At 66.1% G+C, this 17,257-nt stretch carries 19 protein-coding genes; 9 read left to right on the top strand and 10 right to left on the bottom strand.

Translation table 11 applies throughout. From position 1 onward, the window contains the following. Window positions 1–136 precede the first annotated feature (136 nt). From P1IM2_RS12630 to P1IM2_RS12620, 3 genes are read right to left on the bottom strand one after another with little or no spacing between them, the layout of a single operon-like run. Window positions 137–1,291 carry a hypothetical protein gene (locus P1IM2_RS12630; protein WP_186402666.1) on the bottom strand — a complete coding sequence of 385 codons (1,155 nt, stop codon included), beginning with the start codon at window positions 1,289–1,291 and terminating at the stop codon, window positions 137–139. Next, the gene (locus P1IM2_RS12625) at window positions 1,288–1,674 is read right to left on the bottom strand and encodes a hypothetical protein (RefSeq protein ID WP_186402665.1); all 387 of its coding nucleotides are present in this window, start codon (window positions 1,672–1,674) and stop codon (window positions 1,288–1,290) included. Before P1IM2_RS12625 ends, P1IM2_RS12630 begins: the two co-directional genes overlap by 4 nt. After that, window positions 1,671–2,651 carry a cysteine synthase A gene (locus P1IM2_RS12620; protein WP_062768714.1) on the bottom strand — a complete coding sequence of 327 codons (981 nt, stop codon included), beginning with the start codon at window positions 2,649–2,651 and terminating at the stop codon, window positions 1,671–1,673. Before P1IM2_RS12620 ends, P1IM2_RS12625 begins: the two co-directional genes overlap by 4 nt. A 195-nt stretch (window positions 2,652–2,846) precedes the next feature. On the opposite strand from P1IM2_RS12620, the gene P1IM2_RS12615 reads away from it, so the two are divergent. Continuing rightward, complete coding sequence (locus P1IM2_RS12615) at window positions 2,847–4,919, top strand: TonB-dependent receptor (RefSeq protein WP_186402664.1); 2,073 nt, start codon at window positions 2,847–2,849, stop codon at window positions 4,917–4,919. A gap of 65 nt (window positions 4,920–4,984) precedes the next feature. On the opposite strand, the gene P1IM2_RS12610 is transcribed toward P1IM2_RS12615, so the two are convergent. From P1IM2_RS12610 to P1IM2_RS12595, 4 genes are all read right to left on the bottom strand, one after another. Next, entirely contained in the window at window positions 4,985–5,524 is a 540-nt protein-coding gene (locus P1IM2_RS12610; protein WP_186402663.1) for a hypothetical protein, read from the bottom strand. Between the two features lie 29 nt (window positions 5,525–5,553). Beyond that, the gene (gene fabG / locus P1IM2_RS12605) at window positions 5,554–6,294 is read right to left on the bottom strand and encodes a 3-oxoacyl-[acyl-carrier-protein] reductase (protein WP_003040073.1); all 741 of its coding nucleotides are present in this window, start codon (window positions 6,292–6,294) and stop codon (window positions 5,554–5,556) included. A gap of 22 nt (window positions 6,295–6,316) precedes the next feature. Continuing rightward, window positions 6,317–7,255 carry an ACP S-malonyltransferase gene (gene fabD, locus P1IM2_RS12600; protein ID WP_062900573.1) on the bottom strand — a complete coding sequence of 313 codons (939 nt, stop codon included), beginning with the start codon at window positions 7,253–7,255 and terminating at the stop codon, window positions 6,317–6,319. 125 nt (window positions 7,256–7,380) lie between these two features. Then, window positions 7,381–8,208 (bottom strand): LD-carboxypeptidase, encoded by an 828-nt coding sequence (locus P1IM2_RS12595; RefSeq protein ID WP_062900574.1) that lies wholly within the window; start codon window positions 8,206–8,208, stop codon window positions 7,381–7,383. Window positions 8,209–8,310: 102 nt separating this feature from the next. Here P1IM2_RS12595 and P1IM2_RS12590 point away from each other — a divergent pair, with 102 nt between their 5' ends. The 4 genes from P1IM2_RS12590 (at window position 8,311) to rplI (ending at window position 11,102) form a co-directional block, all read left to right on the top strand. After that, window positions 8,311–9,699, top strand: a complete 1,389-nt coding sequence (locus tag P1IM2_RS12590) for a Mur ligase family protein (RefSeq protein ID WP_062900575.1) — start codon at window positions 8,311–8,313, stop codon at window positions 9,697–9,699. A 158-nt stretch (window positions 9,700–9,857) separates the two neighbouring features. Then, on the top strand, window positions 9,858–10,223 hold the full coding sequence (gene rpsF, locus P1IM2_RS12585; RefSeq protein WP_003040085.1) for a 30S ribosomal protein S6: 366 nt from the start codon (window positions 9,858–9,860) through the stop codon (window positions 10,221–10,223). Between the two features lie 11 nt (window positions 10,224–10,234). After that, entirely contained in the window at window positions 10,235–10,459 is a 225-nt protein-coding gene (rpsR, locus tag P1IM2_RS12580) for a 30S ribosomal protein S18 (RefSeq protein ID WP_003040094.1), read from the top strand. A gap of 13 nt (window positions 10,460–10,472) precedes the next feature. After that, the gene (gene rplI / locus P1IM2_RS12575; protein ID WP_058812625.1) at window positions 10,473–11,102 is read left to right on the top strand and encodes a 50S ribosomal protein L9; all 630 of its coding nucleotides are present in this window, start codon (window positions 10,473–10,475) and stop codon (window positions 11,100–11,102) included. Window positions 11,103–11,275: 173 nt separating this feature from the next. Here the strand turns inward: rplI and trxB are convergent, their stop codons facing one another. Next, a complete protein-coding gene (gene trxB, locus P1IM2_RS12570; protein ID WP_062900576.1) occupies window positions 11,276–12,241 on the bottom strand; it encodes a thioredoxin-disulfide reductase in 966 nt (321 codons plus the stop codon). Between the two features lie 101 nt (window positions 12,242–12,342). Between trxB and P1IM2_RS12565 the strand changes: the two genes are divergently transcribed. From P1IM2_RS12565 to P1IM2_RS12550, 4 genes are all read left to right on the top strand, one after another. Then, a complete protein-coding gene (locus P1IM2_RS12565; RefSeq protein WP_186402662.1) occupies window positions 12,343–12,969 on the top strand; it encodes a class I SAM-dependent methyltransferase in 627 nt (208 codons plus the stop codon). A gap of 64 nt (window positions 12,970–13,033) precedes the next feature. Then, a complete protein-coding gene (locus P1IM2_RS12560; protein WP_062902960.1) occupies window positions 13,034–13,504 on the top strand; it encodes a hypothetical protein in 471 nt (156 codons plus the stop codon). Between the two features lie 184 nt (window positions 13,505–13,688). Then, complete coding sequence (locus P1IM2_RS12555) at window positions 13,689–13,934, top strand: hypothetical protein (RefSeq protein ID WP_186402661.1); 246 nt, start codon at window positions 13,689–13,691, stop codon at window positions 13,932–13,934. 58 nt (window positions 13,935–13,992) lie between these two features. Beyond that, window positions 13,993–14,754 carry an alpha/beta fold hydrolase gene (locus tag P1IM2_RS12550; RefSeq protein ID WP_260834092.1) on the top strand — a complete coding sequence of 254 codons (762 nt, stop codon included), beginning with the start codon at window positions 13,993–13,995 and terminating at the stop codon, window positions 14,752–14,754. Here P1IM2_RS12550 and P1IM2_RS12545 read toward each other — a convergent pair. Next, the gene (locus P1IM2_RS12545; protein WP_186402659.1) at window positions 14,699–15,742 is read right to left on the bottom strand and encodes an alpha/beta fold hydrolase; all 1,044 of its coding nucleotides are present in this window, start codon (window positions 15,740–15,742) and stop codon (window positions 14,699–14,701) included. The two genes, P1IM2_RS12550 and P1IM2_RS12545, sit on opposite strands and share 56 nt — an antisense overlap. A gap of 49 nt (window positions 15,743–15,791) precedes the next feature. Beyond that, window positions 15,792–17,180, bottom strand: a complete 1,389-nt coding sequence (locus P1IM2_RS12540; protein WP_062768744.1) for a DEAD/DEAH box helicase — start codon at window positions 17,178–17,180, stop codon at window positions 15,792–15,794. Between the last annotated feature and the right edge of the window lie 77 nt (window positions 17,181–17,257).

Below are 17,257 nucleotides of genomic sequence, written 5' to 3'. Positions count from 1 at the left end.
GTATTTTAGGGTAAAACAGGGTAATTGCGCCCCAAATGGGCAAAAATGTGCTCAATTGATCAAGCAAAGCGGGCTCCGGCGCCGAAACGCCAGCCGCGGGAAGCAGAAATTCGGGGTGTAATGGGGCCGCGACCTCTCAGTCGGCGGCGGCGCCTATCCAGAGCGGGCGCAACCAGCCGCGCGCGTCGGCTCCGCGCAAGCGCGCATCCAGCCACTCCATCGTGTCGGCATGGCGCAGATGCGCCGCCCAGCGGGGCTGCGGCTGCCAGAGCGGGGCGAACAGCATATCGGCGTCACCGACCAGCCACGCTTCGCCCTGCCCGATCCGGCAATGGAGCAGATGACCGCCCGCGATCCGCACGCAGGCAGGCGGCACCTGCGTAAAGCGACCGGCGCTGAACAGGCGCAGGCGGGCGCCGCCCCCATCGACGGCGATCGGCCTTGTTTCCGTATCGGGCGCCGCGGCGAGCGTGATGCCCCAATGGTCGAGCAACGGGGTGAGCAGACTCGTCACCGGCGGATTGCGCGGATCGCCGAGCGGGTGGCGCGGCGGCCAGCCCGAAAGCGCATCGGCGAGGATCACCGCGCGCCCGCCGCCACGCACAAAGGCGTCGATCGCGACAAGATCGCGCGGTGCAAGCGCGGGGGGATGCGCGAGCAACAGGGCATCGCCGCGCGCGAGCGGGTGGTCGGCAAGACTGTCGACGAGCCGCAGCGGCCCGCCGCGCGCGATCCGGTCGAGTGCGGGGTCGTCGCGGGCGCCCTCGGCAAGCATCGCGGCCAGATCGCCGCCCGACCAGCGCAGCGGCAGGCTTGTCATCATCGTCACCGGCACGGCGCGCGGCGCCGGAGCACGATAGGCAAGCGCCAGCAGCCCGTGTGCGGCGGCAAACCAGCTAAGGATCGCGGCGGCGATCAGCAGCACGCGAAAAAGCCCGCGCGGCCGCGCGGCCTGGACCATGCAGTCGGCCCAAACTGCCACCACGCTCCCGCAACCCGCGCTCAGCACGAGTTGCAGCCAGGGGAAGGCTCCCGCGAGCCAGGCCGCAAGCAGCGCCTGCCCGATCAGCGTCAAAGCAATCGCGACGCCAAAGGCGGCGCGGCGTTCAGTTCGGGAAGCGCGGCGCGCCGTCCACGCCAGCGCCGCCAGCGGCAACGGCCATAGAGGCAGCAGCAGCGCGGGATCGATCCGGCCGAGCATCGCCTGTCCGCCGACGAACCAGCCCAGCGCCAGCACCGCGGCCGCCGCCAGCGCGCCACGCAGCAGAGCGCCGGGAGGCGGCAATGTCACTGTTTCGACTGGCGAACGCGCTCGAGTTCAGGATCGGGTTCGAGGTCGGGGACGGCGGGCGCGGTCGGCACCTTCGCCGCGGGGTCGTCATTCTGCTCCTTCGAAACCGGCTGCACGCCCAGCTCCTCGAGCGGCGCGCTCGCGGGCTTCTGGTCGGCGCCCGGCACCTTGACCTCCGCCGCAGTGTCGGGGTCGGCGGCGGCGCGTTCGCGCGCCCGGTCGCCGATCAGCCCCGCCATCCCGACGAGCAGCAGGACGGTCAACACCCCCGCAATGCCGATCTGGAGCCGCCGCATCGCATCATGTGGCGGCGGCGGCGCCGCATCTGCGGGTGCCGCGGGGTTCGGCGCGATCGCTGGCTTGATCTCGGGCTTGCTGCTCATGCTGCCGCCTCGGCGAGGCCTTTGCTCGCCAGCCATTCGGGATTGTAGAGCGTCGACAGATAGCGAAAGCCGCTGTCGCACAAGATCGTCACGATGCGCTTACCCGGACCAAGCTCGCGCGCGAGCGCCATCGCGCCCGCGACATTGATCCCCGACGACAGGCCGACGCACAGCCCCTCGTCGTCGAGCAGGCTGCGACAGACCGCGAGGCCTTCGGCATCCGAAATGCGGAATTGCGTGTCGATCGGCGCGCCGTCCAGATTGCCGGTGATGCGGTTCTGCCCGATGCCTTCGGCGACGCTCGACCCCTCGGGTTTCAGCTCGCCGCACTTGTAGTAATTATAGAGGCCGGCGCCGTGCGGATCGGTCAGCGCAATGGTGATCCGCTCGTCCTTGGCCTTGAGGCCCAGGCCGGTTCCCGCGATCGTGCCACCGGTCCCCGCCGCGCAGGTGAAGCCGTCGACGCGCCCCTCCATCTGCTGCCAGATCTCCTCGGCGGTGCCGCAGATATGCGCCTTGCGGTTCGCGATATTGTCGAACTGGTTGGCCCAGATCGCATTGTCGGTTTCTTCGGCGATGCGGCGCGAGGTGTGCACGAAATGGCCGGGGTTTGCGAAGGGCGCCGGCGGCACCAGCACCAACTCGGCACCAAGCGCGCGGATCGTCGCCATCTTCTCGGCACTCTGATTGTCGGGCATGACGATGATCGTCCGGTAGCCGAGCGCGTTGCCGACGAGCGCCAGCCCGATACCGGTGTTGCCCGCCGTACCCTCCACGATCGTCCCGCCCGGCCGCAGCAGGCCGTTCGCTTCGGCATCGCGGACGATGTAGAGCGCGGCGCGATCCTTCACCGATCCGCCGGGGTTCGCATATTCGCACTTGGCCCAGATTTCGCAGCCCGTGGCTTCGCTGGCGCCCCGCAGCAACACGATCGGCGTGTTGCCGATCAGGTCGAGGCTGTTCTTCGCATTGATCATGTCCTTGATCTAGGCCCGCGCCCCTGCGCCTGCAAGACAGCTTCGCTTGCGGCGCGCATGGCCGCGCTTTGTCGACGAACGGGGCACCGGCGCCGACCAACGACGGGGCCCGGTCCCAGCGCGGGGTTGCATCTGTAACAGTATATCATTACTGCGCCCGTCGAACTCGTCACGATATAACAGGAAATTGTCGCCATGCGCTTGCTCCCCGTCACCAGCCTGACCCTCGCCCTACTCCTCTCCACCCCCGCTTTCGCGCAGCAGGGCGCCGCCCGGTCGGGCAGCGACGATGATTTTCACACCGACCAGGGCATCGTCGTCACCGCGCCCTATGTCCGTAGCCTCGACATCCTGGGCAATGTGTCGGTGATGCAGGGCGAAAAGCTGGCACAGGATATTCGCGGCCAGATCGGCGACACGCTCGCATCGCAGCCCGGCGTATCGTCGAGCAGCTTCTCACCCGGCGCGTCGCGCCCCATCCTGCGCGGCTTCTCCGGCGAACGCGCCGCGGTCCTTGTCGATGGCCTCGGCGCGATCGATGCGTCTTCGACGTCAGCCGATCATGCCGTGTCGATCGATCCGCTGACCGCCGATCGTATCGAAATTCTGCGCGGCCCGTCGGTGCTGCTCTTCTCGAGCCAGGCCGTCGGCGGGGCGGTGAACGTCTTCGACCGCCGTATCCCGCGCGCCATCCCCGAAAGCCCCGCCCACATCGATGCGCTCGCCAGCTATGGCACCGCGGCGCAGGACAAGAGCATCGGCGCCTCGATCGACGTGCCGCTCGGCCAGCGCTTCGTCGTCCATGCTGACGGCAATTATCGCGATTCGAACGACGTGCGCGTCGGCGGGCTGATCTATGCGCCTGCACTGCGCGCGCATCTACTCGACCTCGCCGCCGATGCGAGCGCCGGCGGCGACGCCGAGGAAGCGGCGCGGCTGACTGACGCCGCGAACAGCCGCGGCCGCGTGCCGAACAGCCAGAGCACGAGCAAGAGCGCCGGCGTCGGAGCCGCCTTCGTCGACGACGGCGGGTCGCTCGGCATCAGCTTCGGCTACCTCGAGGACGAATATGGAATCCCGCCGCGCGCCGACATCAACGAGCTGCCGACGATCAAGGCGCGCCAGTATCGCGTTGATGTGCGCGGCGAGGTCAATCTGGGCGACGGCCTGTTCGACAAATTGCGTATCCGCGGCGCCTATGCCGACTATGCCCACACCGAATTCGACGATGGTCAGCCCGGCACGCGCTTCACCAATCGCGGCATCGAGGCGCGCGCCGAACTCGCCCAGAATGATCGTGGCGGCTGGCGCGGTGCGAGCGGGGTCCAGTACAGCTTCCGCGATTTCGCGGCGATCGGCGACGAAGCCTTTCTTCCCGCCAACGAAACGACGCGCCTCGCCGCCTTCACGCTGCAGGAGCTCGAACGCGGCCCGGTGACGCTCGAAGGCGCGCTGCGTTTCGAAAATTCCAAAGTAGCGGCGAACAGCATCGGCTTCGACCGCTCGTTCGACAGCCTGTCGGGCGCGGCCGGCCTGTCGTATCAGCTCGCCGACGGCCTTAAGGCCAGCGTGTCGGTTTCGCGTAGCGAACGCGCGCCCTCGGCCGAAGAGCTGCTCTCGGACGGGCCGCATGTCGCAACGCTGACCTATGAACGCGGCAACCCCGATTTCGCCAAGGAAACGAGCTGGGGCGGCGAGGCATCGCTCAAGTTCACCCGCGACGGCTGGTCGATGGGGCTGACCGGCTATGCAAGCTGGTTCGACAATTTCATCTATGAAACCGACACCGGCCTGATCGCCGACGACTTGCCGCTGTTTGAATTCCGCCAGAACAAGGCGCGGGTATGGGGATTTGAATTTCAGGGCACCGCCCCGCTGGCGCAGGCGGGGGGCTTCAACTTCGTTGCCGACGCGACCGCCGACATGACGCGCGCCAAGATCGTCGACGGTCCCTATGTCCCGCGCATCCCGCCGCTGCGCATCCGGGGCGGGCTCGAAGCGCAGAGCGACCGCGTCGATGCACGCGCCGAGGTCGAATGGACCGACGACCAGACCCGCATCGCGCCGTTCGAGACCGCGACCAAGGGCTTTACGCTGGTCAACGCCTCGCTGACCTGGCGCCCGCTTCCCGACACGAAGAATCTGTCGCTGACGCTGGCAGCCGACAATATCTTCGACGTCGATGCCCGCCGCCATGCGAGCTTCACCAAGGATTATGTGCCGCTTGCCGGCCGCGACATCCGCATTACCGCGCGCGCCAGCTTCTGACCGCGTGCCGAAAAAGGGGCCGGGTTTCCGTGCGAAACCCGGCCCTCTTTTTTGCCCCTTGGCTTCTAGTGGCTCAGAAACTGCTGGCGGCGGTTCCAGTAAATTGAACTGGCCGCGGCATAGGCGCCGACTTTTTCCCATACCGATTGATCGACGCTTTCGACATCGACGCCGGCGGCGGTATAGGCATTAATGATCGTGTTGATCTGATCCTCGGTCATCTCGCTGCTGAGATCCGGGTTGGCCCCCTTCGGCCCGAAGTCGAGCGAGCGATCGACCGGGTCGACCGACAGGCCGGCCTTCCTGATCTGACCTGCGAACCATTCGCGCGACACGCGGGCAAGATTATAGTCGAAATAGACATCCTTGCGATCGGCCGCGATCCCGTTCTTCGTCATACAGTCGGTCGAGAGCGCACCGAACTGTTCGAACAGCGGCCGCGCGGCGTCGCTGTCACTACCCGCCATCGCCGCGCCGATCTGCGCGCGCAGGTCGGGCGAAACCGTCTTGGCGACGCAATCGAGCGCGGCTCCGTCCTGCGCCAGCGCGGCGCCGGGCACGCCCGCGAACCCGAGTGCAACCGCCGCTATCCAAATCCTTGTCATTTCTGCTTTTACCCCCTGAAACGCGCCCCTCAGGACAGCATGGCCATGCCGCCGTTCACGTGCAAGGTCTGTCCGGTGACATAGCCCGCTTCTCTCGACGCGAGATAGACAACGGCGGCGGCGATATCGCTCCCCTCGCCCATGCGGCCCGCGGGGATGCGCTGGTTGAGCGCTTCCTTCTGCGCATCGGGCAAATCGTCGGTCATCGCAGTTGCGATGAAACCGGGAGCGACGCAATTGGCAGTGACGCCCCGGCTCGCCAGTTCCTGCGCCAAGGCCTTGGTCATGCCGGTCACGCCCGCCTTCGACGCGGCATAGTTCGCCTGCCCCGGATTGCCGGTGGCTCCGACGACGCTGGTGATCGAGATGATGCGGCCGAAGCGCGCCTTCATCATCGGCTTGGCGGCAGCGCGCGCGAGGCGGAAATTGGCCTCGAGATTGATGCGGATGACGTCCATCCACTCTTCGTCCTTCATCCGCATGATCAGATTGTCGCGCGTCACGCCCGCGTTATTGACGAGGATATCGAGCTGACCAAGCGCCTCGACCGCGGAGGGCACGAGTGCGTCGACCGCCGCGGCATCGCCCAGGTTGCACGGGAGCGCGACATGATCGCCGCCCAGACTATCGCGAAAGGCATTCAGCTTGTCGGCATTGGACCCCGACACCGCAAGCCGCGCGCCCTGCGCCGCAAGCGCCTGCGCGATTGCGGACCCGATGCCGCCACTGGCGCCGGTAACAAGCGCGGTCATACCGGTGAGATCGAACATATTATTCTCCTGGAATCCGTTTTCAGAGCGTCTTGAGCAATGCCTCGATGTCGTCCATCGATATCACGCTCACCGTCTCCACATCACCCGATGCGCTGCGCTTGACCATCGGGCCGAGCACCTTGCCGCCGAATTCGACGAACTGTGTCACCCCGATTGCTTCCATGGCGCCGACGCTTTCGCGCCAGCGGACACGGCCCGTCACCTGTTCGACGAGCAGGTTGCTGATGGTATCGGCATCACTCACCGGACTGGCGGTGACGTTCGCGATCACCGGCACCAGCGGCGCCGTCGGCGGGTTGGCTCCTAGCGCCTCGGCCATCGCATCCGCGGCGGGCTGCATCAACGGGCAGTGGAAGGGTGCGGACACCGGCAGCAATACGCCGCGCTTGATGCCATAATCCTTTACCATCGCCACGGCGCGCTCGACTGCGCCCTTGTGGCCCGAGATGACGACCTGCGACGGATCATTGTCGTTGGCGACGGTGCAGACCTCGCCCTCGGCCGCGGCGTCGGCGAGCTTCTGCGCAGTGTCGATGTCGGCGCCGAGCAGCGCCGCCATTGCGCCGACCCCGACGGGGACCGCCGCCTGCATAGCCTGCCCGCGCGTTTTCAGAAGCCGCGCAGTCGTCGCCAGGTCAAAGGCACCGGCAGCGCACAGCGCGCTATATTCGCCGAGGCTGTGGCCCGCGACATAAGCGGCCTTGCCCGACAGCGTCACGCCGCCGTCCCGTTCGAGCACGCGCAGCGTGGCGATCGCGTTCGCCATGATCGCGGGCTGGGCGTTTTCGGTCAGCGTAAGCTGATCTTCCGGCCCTTCGCTCATCAGCTTGAAAAGATGCTGGCCGAGCGCCTCGTCGACCTCCTGAAACACCTCGCGCGCATGCGCCGACGCCTCGGCGAGCGTCTTGCCCATGCCCACGGCCTGGCTGCCCTGACCCGGAAAGATGAATGCGCGCATGACCTAGCCCCTTCTCGTCGGCCCCGCGAAGGCGGGGGCCGCTGTCGTTTTACACCTTGCCGTCGACCAGGCCGACGACGCCCCCCGCCTTCGCGGGGGCGACGGAAAGTGCCGCGCCTATTCGCTCACCCCGCGCGATGCAAGCCGAAGGGCACGACCTTGTTGGCCACGTCATGGCCGATGTCGGCGCGGCCAAGCCAGGTGATGCCGGTCCGCGCGCACCAGTCCTGCGCGATTTCCTCGGCCTCCATTCCGAACGGCCGGTCGTTTTCGGGAATGTCGCTGACGCGTCCCAGCCGGATGCCCGCCAGACCGCGCGGCGCCAGACAGGTCGCGACATGGAAAAAGGCGCGGTCGAAGGCGTAGAGATATTCGCTCACTTCTTCGACGATCAGCAGATGCCCCGACAGATCGGGCTCGAGCGGCGTGCCGAGAAGCATCGACAGCGTCATCAGGTTGAACGCGGCATGGCGCGCGCCGTGCCGCAGGCCGGGCTCGCAGGCCGCCGGATCGCGCGCGACGAGCCAGTCGAGCGCCCGCGTCACCGCCGCTTCACCGCCTTCGCGCCGGATGTCGGCGACCATCGGGCCGTGCGCGACATGATCGAAGCCCTCGCGGTACAGGCAGCCGAGCAGATTGCCCTGATCCGAATAGCCGAGATAGGCCTTGTGGCGCGCCGCCTCGCCCATGGCGGCGACGGCATCCTCGGCGATGCGGCAGGCACCATAGCCGCCGCGCGCGAACCAAATCGCGTCGATGTCGGGGCGGTTGGCCATCGCCACCAGCGCTTCGCGCCGCACCGCATCGGCGCCCGCAAAATGCCCGTGAACGACAAAGCATTGCGGATCGAACACCAGTTCGACCTCGGGATAGCCCAGCGCCGCAATGGCCCGCACCGCTTCCGCATCGTCGGGAAGAATGGGGGTGGAGGGGGCAATGATGCCTATGCGCATGACTTGAAATAACCCAACGATCCGTTCGCATCGAGCGAAGTCGAGATGCCCCTCGGCCTTGCGCCAGTTGCAAACCCTTCGCCAACGCCATATCGCGCCGGCATGGCCGAAAACAAATCCTATTTCTTCTGCGGCATCGGCGGATCGGGGATGCTGCCGCTCGCGATGATTGTCGCGGCGCGCGGCGCGGCGGTCGCGGGGTCCGATCGCAGCCGCGATCAGGGTCGCAGCGCCGACAAGTTTCACTGGATCGAAAGCCGCGGCATTGCGCTGTTCCCGCAGGATGGCAGCGGCGTTGCCGCCGGGCAGACGCTCGTCGCTTCGGCGGCGGTCGAGGACAGCGTGCCCGACGTCGCAGCGGCAAACCGGCTCGGCCTGCCGCGCCTGACGCGCGCCGAACTCAACGCGGCCCTGTTCAACGAAGCGGGCCGCGCGGTCGGCGTCGGCGGGACAAGCGGCAAGTCGACCGTCACCGGCATGATCGGCTGGATCCTCGATCGCGCGGGCGCCAATCCCACCGTGATGAACGGCGCGGTAATGCGCAATTTCGCCGACGATCAAACCCCCTTCGCTAGCGCACTCGTCGGCGATACCGCGACTTATGTCAGCGAAGTCGACGAAAGCGACGGGTCGATCGCCCTCTACCAGCCCGACGTTGCGGTCGTCACCAACATCAGTCTCGACCACAAGAGCCTTGCCGAACTGCACAGCCTGTTCGGCGATTTCGCGGCCAAGGCGCGCGTTGCCGTGGTCAATGCCGACGATCCCGAATCGGCGCCGCTGCTGGCGGGAGGAAACGTCCTGCGCTTTGGATTTTCGGAGAGCGCCGCGATGCGCGGCAGCGACTTCGAGGCGCTTCCCGACGGGTGCCGCTTCAAGGTCCATTTCGCCGGCGACACCCACGCGGCGGTGCTGCGGATGCCCGGCCGACACAATGCCGCCAATGCGCTCGCCGCAATCGCCGCCGCGCGCGCGCTCAACATTCCGGTCGTCCGCTCGGTCGAGGCGCTCGCCAACTTCGCCGGGCTCGCGCGCCGGTACGAGGTGCTCGGCCAGGCGAACGGCGTCACCGTGATCGACGATTTCGCGCATAATCCCGACAAGGTCGCCGCGACGCTCGCCGCAGTTGCCGAGCTTCCCGGCCGCGCTTTGCTCTTCTTCCAGCCGCACGGCTATGGCCCGCTCCGCCAGATGGGGCGCGAGCTTGCCGCCAGCTTTGCGCGCGGCATGCGTCCCGGCGACCGGCTCTTCGTCTGCGATCCCGTCTATTTCGGCGGCACCGTCGATCGCAGCATGGGGAGCGAAACGCTCGTCGCCGACATCGTCGCGGGCGGTGCCGACGCTGTCCATGTGCCGGTCCGCGCCGATTGCGGCGCTGCGATGGTGCAGGAGGCGGCGCCCGGCGACCGTATCCTGATCCTCGGCGCGCGCGACGACACACTCACCGATTTCGGGCGGGAATTGCTGGAAAAGCTTGCATCGCGCGCTTGATTAATCCCCGCGAATCTGTATAGGCGCGCTCATTCGGGGCGAGGCCACGTTGCCATCGCCCCGTTTGCTTTGCACCAATACGCAAAGCCGGACGACAGCCGGAGGGGTTTCGCGATTGGCGCGAAATCAGCGATCGGCCAAATCGAAGGACGCAAACCATGCCGTTTTACGAGCATGTTTTTATCGCGCGTCAGGATCTGAGCCAGGCTCAGGTCGATGCGCTCGCCGAAGGCATCACGAACATCGTGACCGAATTTAAGGGTCAGGTCCACAAGACCGAAACCTGGGGCCTGAAGCAGCTCGCCTACAAGATCGCGAAGAACCGCAAGGGTCATTACGCGATGCTGTCGGTCGAAGCGCCGGGCGAAGCCGTCGCCGAAATCGAACGCCAGGCGGCAATCAACGAAGACATCATCCGCTGGATGACCATCAAGGTCGACGAACTCGAAAAGGGTCCGTCGGTAATGATGCGCAAGCAGGAACGTCGGGGCGGCCGTGGCCGTGACCGCGACGGCGAAGAATAAGGAAAACGACCATGGCACGACCCTTTTTCCGTCGCCGCAAGACCTGCCCCTTCAGCGCGAAGGACGCACCGGTCATCGATTACAAGGACGTCCGCCTGCTCCAGGGTTACCTGTCGGAGCGCGGCAAGATCGTCCCGTCGCGGATCACCGCGGTGTCCACCAAGAAGCAGCGCGAGCTGGCGAAGGCGATCAAGCGCGCCCGTCACATCGGCCTGCTCCCCTACATTGTGAAGTAAGGAGCGCGGACCGATGGAAATCATCCTGCTCGAACGCATCGAGAAACTGGGCGGTATCGGCGACGTCGTCACCGTCAAGAACGGCTTTGCCCGCAACTATCTGCTGCCCAACAACAAGGCACTGCGCGCGAACGAAGCCAACAAGAAGCTCTTCGAAGCCAACCGCGCGAAGATCGAATCGGACAACGCCGACCGCCGCGCCGCGGCAGAAGGCCGCGCGAAGGACATCGACGGCAAGCAGGTCGTCCTGATCCGTCAGGCGTCGAACACTGGCCAGCTTTACGGTTCGGTTTCGGTGCGCGACATCCTCGACGCGCTGATCGAAGACGGTGCGACGAACCTGACCAAGGCGATGTTCGAACTCGAACGTCCGATCAAGTCGCTCGGCCTGTTCGACGTCAAGGTGAAGCTGCATCCCGAAGTCGCGGTCACCGTGGGCGTCAACGTCGCCCGCTCGCCGGACGAAGCCGAAATGCAGAAGCAGGGCATCGACGTCATTGCCGCCATGTTCGAAGAAGAACAGGCTGCGGCGGCTGCGGTTGCTCTCGAACCCGACAGCGAAGACGAATTCGACGACGCCACCCCGCCGTCGGACGCTCCGGCCGCGGAAGCGCCGGCCGCTGACGAGGACGAAGACGCTTAACGCATCTTCGGCTCGCACGAAACAAAAAGGCCCCGGAACCACATCGGTTCCGGGGCCTTTTTCGTGCGCGGGCTATTTCGGGAGACCGGCTTTGGGGTGGGAGCCTGCGCCGGGATGACGATGGAAGAAAAGTCGGCCAACCTCCACAATCGGTCGCTGTCCGCCCTCAGCGTTCAAGCATCAACCATCGCATGATACTCCGCTTCCGCAAGGAAGCGTTCGGCGTCGAGTGCGGCCATGCAGCCCATACCCGCCGCGGTGATCGCCTGGCGATACACCTTGTCGGTCACGTCACCCGCCGCGAAGACGCCCGGCACCGCGGTCAGCGACGTGCCCGGCGTCACCGCAAGATAGCCGTCGGCGTCGAGCGGCAGCTTGCCCTTGAACAATCCGGTCGAGGGGCTGTGGCCGATGGCGACGAAGCCGCCGTCGGTGCGCTCGTGGCTCGCCTCGCCCGTTACCGTGTCGATCAGGTCGACTCCAACCAGCCCCGCCGTCCCTTCGCCCGCGACGAAGCGATCGACCTTCTTGTTCCAGAGCACCTTGATCTTCGGATTGGCGTGCAACCGGTCCTGCAGGATCTTTTCGGCGCGCAGGGTGTCGCGACGGTGGATCAGCGTCACGTCGTCGCTATGATTGGTCAGATACAGTGCCTCTTCGACCGCGGTATTGCCGCCGCCGATCACCACCACCTTTTTGCCGCGATAGAAAAATCCGTCGCAGGTCGCGCAGGCCGAAACGCCCTTGCCGCCCAATTCCTGTTCGCCGGGAACGCCCAGCCATTTCGCCTGCGCGCCGGTCGCGATCACCAGCGTTTCGGCGACATAGACGTCGCCGCCGTCGCCGATCAGACGGAACGGCCGCTGCGACAGGTCCACGTCGACGATCGTGTCCCAGATCATGCTGGCGCCGACATGCGTCGCCTGCGCCGTCATCTGCTCCATCAGCCAAGGGCCCTGGATCACTTCGGCAAATCCGGGATAGTTTTCGACGTCGGTGGTGATCGTCAACTGCCCGCCCGGCTGCAGCCCCTGCACCACGATCGGCTGCATCCCGGCGCGCGCCGCGTAGATGGCGGCCGAAAGCCCTGCAGGGCCGGAACCGAGGATCAGCATCTTGGTGTGGTGCGTGGCGGGCATGACGGTCTTTCGTTGTTGGCGGCTATGAGCGAGGACGCCCAGATGGGTGTTGCCAATCGCGCTAGCAAGGGACAGGCTGCACGCCAAGGGGAGAGACGGGAATGGCGAGTTGGTGGGAACGTCATGGGGTGCCGCGGCTGATCAAATGCGCCTGCTCGCAGGGGCAGATCATGAAGGTGCGCAGCAAGGTGGTGCCGGCGGCATCGGGCGACGTGCTGGAGCTTGGCTGCGGCGGCGGCATCAATATGGAATTTTACGATTGGAACCGGGTGACGCGCTTCACCGGGCTCGATCCGTCGCCCGAACTACTCGCGATGAGCCGCGCGGCGGCGCAGGCGCGCGGCATCGCGGCGACGATCGAAGGTGGCGTCGGTGAAGCGATGCCCTTCGAGAGCGGCCGATTCGACACCGTCGTCACTACCTTCACCCTCTGTTCGGTGCACGATCAGGCGGCGGTGCTGGCCGAGATCCGCCGCGTGCTCAAACCGGGCGGAACCGCCTTGTTTCTGGAACATGGCGGCGCCCCCGACGCGCGGGTTGCGCGCTGGCAACGGCGGATCGAGCCCGTCTGGAAACGCATCGGCGGCAATTGCCATCTGACGCGGCCGATCGCCGACGCCTATGCGGGCGCGGGCTTTGCGGTGGAACGGCAGGCGGCACATTATATGCCCAAAACCCCTCGCCCTTTCGGCTGGGTCGAATATGGAACCGCGCGCGCTCCTGCCTGATTACCGAGCGCAGCAATTCCTTAATATGGGCCGCCTAGACTTGGGGGCGAAGGATCGGATTCGCGTGCGTCATCAATACCCTCTTCCGCTGCATCACAGCTGGCCGCTTTTCGAGCGGGGACATCATTTCGATCTGGGCTGGGTCGACCGGCGATCGATCCGTCCGCCGGGCCGCACGCCAGCGATGGCCGACGACGCGGCCGCAGTCATGGAGCGCCACGGCGTCGGCAGTTGGACCTGCGACCTTGCCGACGATCATCTTGTCTGGTCCGACACAGTCTATGACATCTTCGGTCTGCCGCGCGGCGTCGAAGTCGCGCGCAGCGATGCCGTCGCGCTCTATCGCGAGGAATCGCGCGCCGCGATGGAAAAACTGCGCGCGCACGCGATCACCCATCGTCGCGGCTTCACCCTTGATGTCGCGATCGAAGCGTCGCGGCGCAAACCACGCTGGGTCCGGCTGATCGCCGCACCGGTTTGTGAAGACGACCGCGTGGTTGCGCTGAACGGCTTCAAATATCTGATCGGCGCTTAATTCGAACCCGATTCTCGTTCCGGCATGGCCACTCCCGGTTCCTATCCACGAAACCCGCTTCATAGACGGGCAATTACCGCCGCCCTTCCCTAACATGTCGGATTAACTTACAGTTTACCATAAGCCGGTGGCGGCGAATCCCTGATTTGCGCCACTGGCACATCCCTTGCTTCGGATGGTGGCGATGCTGAAGAAAATCGGACGGCTGTTTATCATCAAGACCAGGTTCGAGGCCTGCCTGATCATCTATGCATTGGCGGCGGGTGCCATGGCGCGCGGAACAGCCTATCTGCATGAATTTCCCGGGTACGGCGGCCAGTTGCTGCTCGTCGCGTGCAGCGGTTCGGTATTTCTTGCTGGCGCCAAAATCTTCGACTGCCTGCGCTACGAGCAGGCCGAAAGGCGGGCGGCCGAGCCACCCGCCGGCTAGGATCAGGAAACTGGCGAGGTGCTTCCGTCCACGGCCAAAACATGCCAAAGCCATGGGCATGAACAGGATCAGCGGCCGCCCGGTCATCGGCACCGAACATCTTTATGGGCTCGCGCTTCGCACGGCGCGCTGGCGTAAAGGCAGCACCGGGGTGCCGTTGCTGTTCCTCAACGGGATCGGCGCCGACATCGCTGCCGCGGCACCGCTGCTCGCGCAGATACATGGGCGCGAGGTGTGGACGCTCGACATGCCTGGCGTCGGCGGGTCGCCCGACGCAATCCTTCCCTATACCGCGCCGACAATGGCCGCGATCGTGATGGAGATTGCCGAACGCCTCGGCCACCCGCAGCTCGACCTTGCCGGCTTCAGCTGGGGCGGTGCGTTGGCGCAGCAGATCGCGGTGCAATTTCCGGCACGTATCCGGCGCATGGTCCTGATGGCAACGACGCCGAGTGTAGGGGCACCGGGAATCGGGTGGGCCGCGCTGCTCGACGACGACATGCTGGCGAGCGGACTGAAGCTTCCCACCGCAACGCCGCTTGGCCTCATTTATCAGGCGATGGCAATGGCCGGCTGGACCAGTGCGCCTATGCTGCCGCAGCTCAAGAACATGCCGACGCTGATCCTGATGGGCCGGCGCGACGGCGTCGTGCCGGCGGCGCACGGCCAGGCGATCGCCGATCTGATCGACGGCGCGATACTGGAAGTCGTGCCGGGGTCGCACCTTTTCCCCTTCACCCACGCCGCGAACACGGCGGCGCGGATCAGCGCTTTTCTGGAACAGCCGGCAGAGGCGACGGCGGAGCAAGCCGCCGCGTAAGGAAATCCGCGATCGTCATCGCGGTGGCGTCGGGCGCTTCCTCCATCGGCAGATGGCCGACATCGTCGAGCAGAACGACCTCCGATCCCGCAATCCGGTCGCGAAAGGTCAGCGCGGCGCTCGGGTTGATCAGCCGGTCCCGCTTGCCGAAAAGGATGAGCACCGGCACCTTTATCTCGCCGATCCGGTCGGCCATCGCGGGCTCGCGGTCGAGCGTGGCGCGCAGCGCCGTCGCCTCGCGATTGCCCGGAAAGCGGAGCAATTCCCAATAGCGGTCGACCATCGCATCATCGACGATGCCGGTTTTCGCGACCGATTGGCGGAGCGACTTTTCGACCAGCGAGCGCGGCGTGATCTGTCCGGCGAGCCAGCGTCCGACCGGATTTTTGAGAAGCCGGAAGCCGAGATTCGATTGGGGCGCCTTTTCGGCTTTTCGCAGCGGCATGCCCGCCGCATCGAGCAACAGGAGCGCATCGACGCGTCCCGGCTCGGCGAGCGCATAGCGCCACGCCACCCAGCCGCCCATCGAATTGCCGCCCAGGATGAAATGATCGAGGCCGAGCTTGGCCGCCACCACATCGACCGCGGCAATCATCCCCGCAGCGCTGTAATCCTTGTCGGGCGTGCCGCCGGTCAGGCCATGCCCCGGCAGATCGAGCGTCACGATCCGGTAATCGCCGCCGAGCCTTTTGACGAGCGGCTCCCACGTCTGAAGGCTGCTGTTCGACCCGTGGAGCAGCACGATGGTGCGGCCGTCGCGCCTGCCCTGATCGCGATAATGGATTCGCTGCCCTGCCGGCCCCGCCGCGAAGCTCGCGTCGGGGCCGGCATATTTGGCGATCATGGCATCGCGGTCGGTGTCGGGCGTGCGCAGCGCAAGGAAGATCGCTGCGATGACGAGCAACACCGCCAGCGGGATGAGCACCCGCTTGCGGCGGAAGAGCGGCCGCCGCGGCGGCAGCGGTTCATATTCGTCGTCGTCGATCATCGTCCGTCCCCTCGACCCGCGCGCAAACCTAGCGTGCCGGGGGCGGGCGTCAACCGACCCGCTTCACCGATCCCTTGTGCGCCCCGACCCCGCCGCGCGGACGAAAGCGACGCTTGCGCTGCGGCTGTGCGCCGTCGCCGGCCGCTGCCTCGCGGCGCGGGCCGCGATGGCCGCCGTCGCGCGAACCGCCCTCGCCATGCCCCTTGCGGCGCTGCGCATCGTCGCGCTGGCGCTGCGGGTCACGACCCTTGCTGCCGGTGTCGCGCGGCGGCTGTGCCGGCTTGGGCAGATTGCGAACCATCTCGCCGAAATTGTCGGGCAGCTTCGCCGGCTCGGCCTTGGTCCGCGTCACGCGTTCGATATCGCGCAGATAGGGGCGCTCGTCAGGCGCGACAAAGCTGATCGCAACACCCTCCGCCCCGGCGCGCGCGGTGCGGCCGATGCGGTGAACATATTGTTCGGGGACGTTCGGGATCTCGAAATTGATCACATGGCTCACCCCCGACACGTCGATGCCGCGCGCTGCAATGTCGGTCGCGACGAGCAATCGGACCTGACCCGAACGGAACGCCTGCAGCGCGGTCGTGCGCTGCGCCTGGCTCTTGTTACCGTGGATCGCAAAGGCTTCGATGCCCGCGCCCTTCAAATGGCGGACGACGCGGTCGGCGCCGTGCTTCGTGCGCGTAAAGATCAGGGCGCGGTCGATGTCCTCGCTACGCAGCACATGATGGAGCAGCGCCTGCTTTTCCTTCTGCTCGACGAAGGTCACGCGCTGGCGAATCTTTTCGGCAGTCGTCGCCTGCGGCGCGACCGACACGGTGACCGGATCGTTCAGGAACTGATCGGCAAGGCCCGCAATCTCCTTCGGCATCGTCGCCGAGAAGAAGAGATTCTGGCGCCGCGACGGCAGCAGCTTGGCAACGCGGCGCAGCGAATGGATGAAGCCCATGTCCATCATCTGGTCGGCTTCATCGAGAACGAAGATTTCGACATCGTCCATGCGCAGCGCACGCTGATCGATCAGGTCGAGCAGGCGGCCCGGGGTGGCGACGAGAATATCGACGCCCTGCGCGAGGTCACGGATCTGCTTGTTGATCGGCACGCCGCCAAACACGGTCGAAACGCGCAGCTTGGTGAAACGACCATAGTCGCGGCAGCTTTGCGCAATCTGCGCCGCGAGCTCGCGCGTCGGCGCCAGCACCAGCATGCGGCAGCCGCGCGGATTGGCGCGATGCGGATAGGTCAGCAGATGGTGGATCGACGGCAGCGAGAAACCGGCCGTCTTGCCGGTACCCGTCTGCGCGATGCCGCATAGATCGCGGCCCTTCATCAGCGGCGGGATCGCCTGCGTCTGGATCGGGGTCGGGGTTGTATAATCCTTGGCGGCAAGCGCGCGATTGATGTCGGCGTGCAGGCCAAAGTCGTTGAAACTCGTCATAACATACTCTCAATGGGCGACGCGCACAGCGCCCGTTCGCATCGAACGGACGGCGCACGGCCGCGGGTTCGAAACGA

It is taken from the genome of Sphingopyxis sp. P1IMeth2 (assembly GCF_900185685.1).
GTDB classification, from domain to species: domain Bacteria; phylum Pseudomonadota; class Alphaproteobacteria; order Sphingomonadales; family Sphingomonadaceae; genus Sphingopyxis; species Sphingopyxis terrae_A.
Note: the sequence above shows the minus strand (reverse complement) of the source record. Positions and strands in the feature narration are given on the sequence as shown.

What these genes read in the sequence shown, in the direction of transcription:
- P1IM2_RS12545 (WP_186402659.1), bottom strand. Translation starts at nt 15,742, where the DNA reads ATGATCGACGACGACGAATATGAACCGCTGCCGCCGCGGCGGCCGCTC.
- P1IM2_RS12550 (WP_260834092.1), top strand. Translation starts at nt 13,993, where the DNA reads ATGAACAGGATCAGCGGCCGCCCGGTCATCGGCACCGAACATCTTTAT.
- rpsR (WP_003040094.1), top strand. Translation starts at nt 10,235, where the DNA reads ATGGCACGACCCTTTTTCCGTCGCCGCAAGACCTGCCCCTTCAGCGCG.
- P1IM2_RS12590 (WP_062900575.1), top strand. Translation starts at nt 8,311, where the DNA reads ATGGCCGAAAACAAATCCTATTTCTTCTGCGGCATCGGCGGATCGGGG.
- rplI (WP_058812625.1), top strand. Translation starts at nt 10,473, where the DNA reads ATGGAAATCATCCTGCTCGAACGCATCGAGAAACTGGGCGGTATCGGC.
- fabD (WP_062900573.1), bottom strand. Translation starts at nt 7,255, where the DNA reads ATGCGCGCATTCATCTTTCCGGGTCAGGGCAGCCAGGCCGTGGGCATG.
- P1IM2_RS12615 (WP_186402664.1), top strand. Translation starts at nt 2,847, where the DNA reads ATGCGCTTGCTCCCCGTCACCAGCCTGACCCTCGCCCTACTCCTCTCC.
- P1IM2_RS12555 (WP_186402661.1), top strand. Translation starts at nt 13,689, where the DNA reads ATGCTGAAGAAAATCGGACGGCTGTTTATCATCAAGACCAGGTTCGAG.
- P1IM2_RS12620 (WP_062768714.1), bottom strand. Translation starts at nt 2,651, where the DNA reads ATGATCAATGCGAAGAACAGCCTCGACCTGATCGGCAACACGCCGATC.
- rpsF (WP_003040085.1), top strand. Translation starts at nt 9,858, where the DNA reads ATGCCGTTTTACGAGCATGTTTTTATCGCGCGTCAGGATCTGAGCCAG.
- P1IM2_RS12610 (WP_186402663.1), bottom strand. Translation starts at nt 5,524, where the DNA reads ATGACAAGGATTTGGATAGCGGCGGTTGCACTCGGGTTCGCGGGCGTG.
- P1IM2_RS12595 (WP_062900574.1), bottom strand. Translation starts at nt 8,208, where the DNA reads ATGCGCATAGGCATCATTGCCCCCTCCACCCCCATTCTTCCCGACGAT.
- trxB (WP_062900576.1), bottom strand. Translation starts at nt 12,241, where the DNA reads ATGCCCGCCACGCACCACACCAAGATGCTGATCCTCGGTTCCGGCCCT.
- fabG (WP_003040073.1), bottom strand. Translation starts at nt 6,294, where the DNA reads ATGTTCGATCTCACCGGTATGACCGCGCTTGTTACCGGCGCCAGTGGC.
- P1IM2_RS12625 (WP_186402665.1), bottom strand. Translation starts at nt 1,674, where the DNA reads ATGAGCAGCAAGCCCGAGATCAAGCCAGCGATCGCGCCGAACCCCGCG.
- P1IM2_RS12540 (WP_062768744.1), bottom strand. Translation starts at nt 17,180, where the DNA reads ATGACGAGTTTCAACGACTTTGGCCTGCACGCCGACATCAATCGCGCG.
- P1IM2_RS12565 (WP_186402662.1), top strand. Translation starts at nt 12,343, where the DNA reads ATGGCGAGTTGGTGGGAACGTCATGGGGTGCCGCGGCTGATCAAATGC.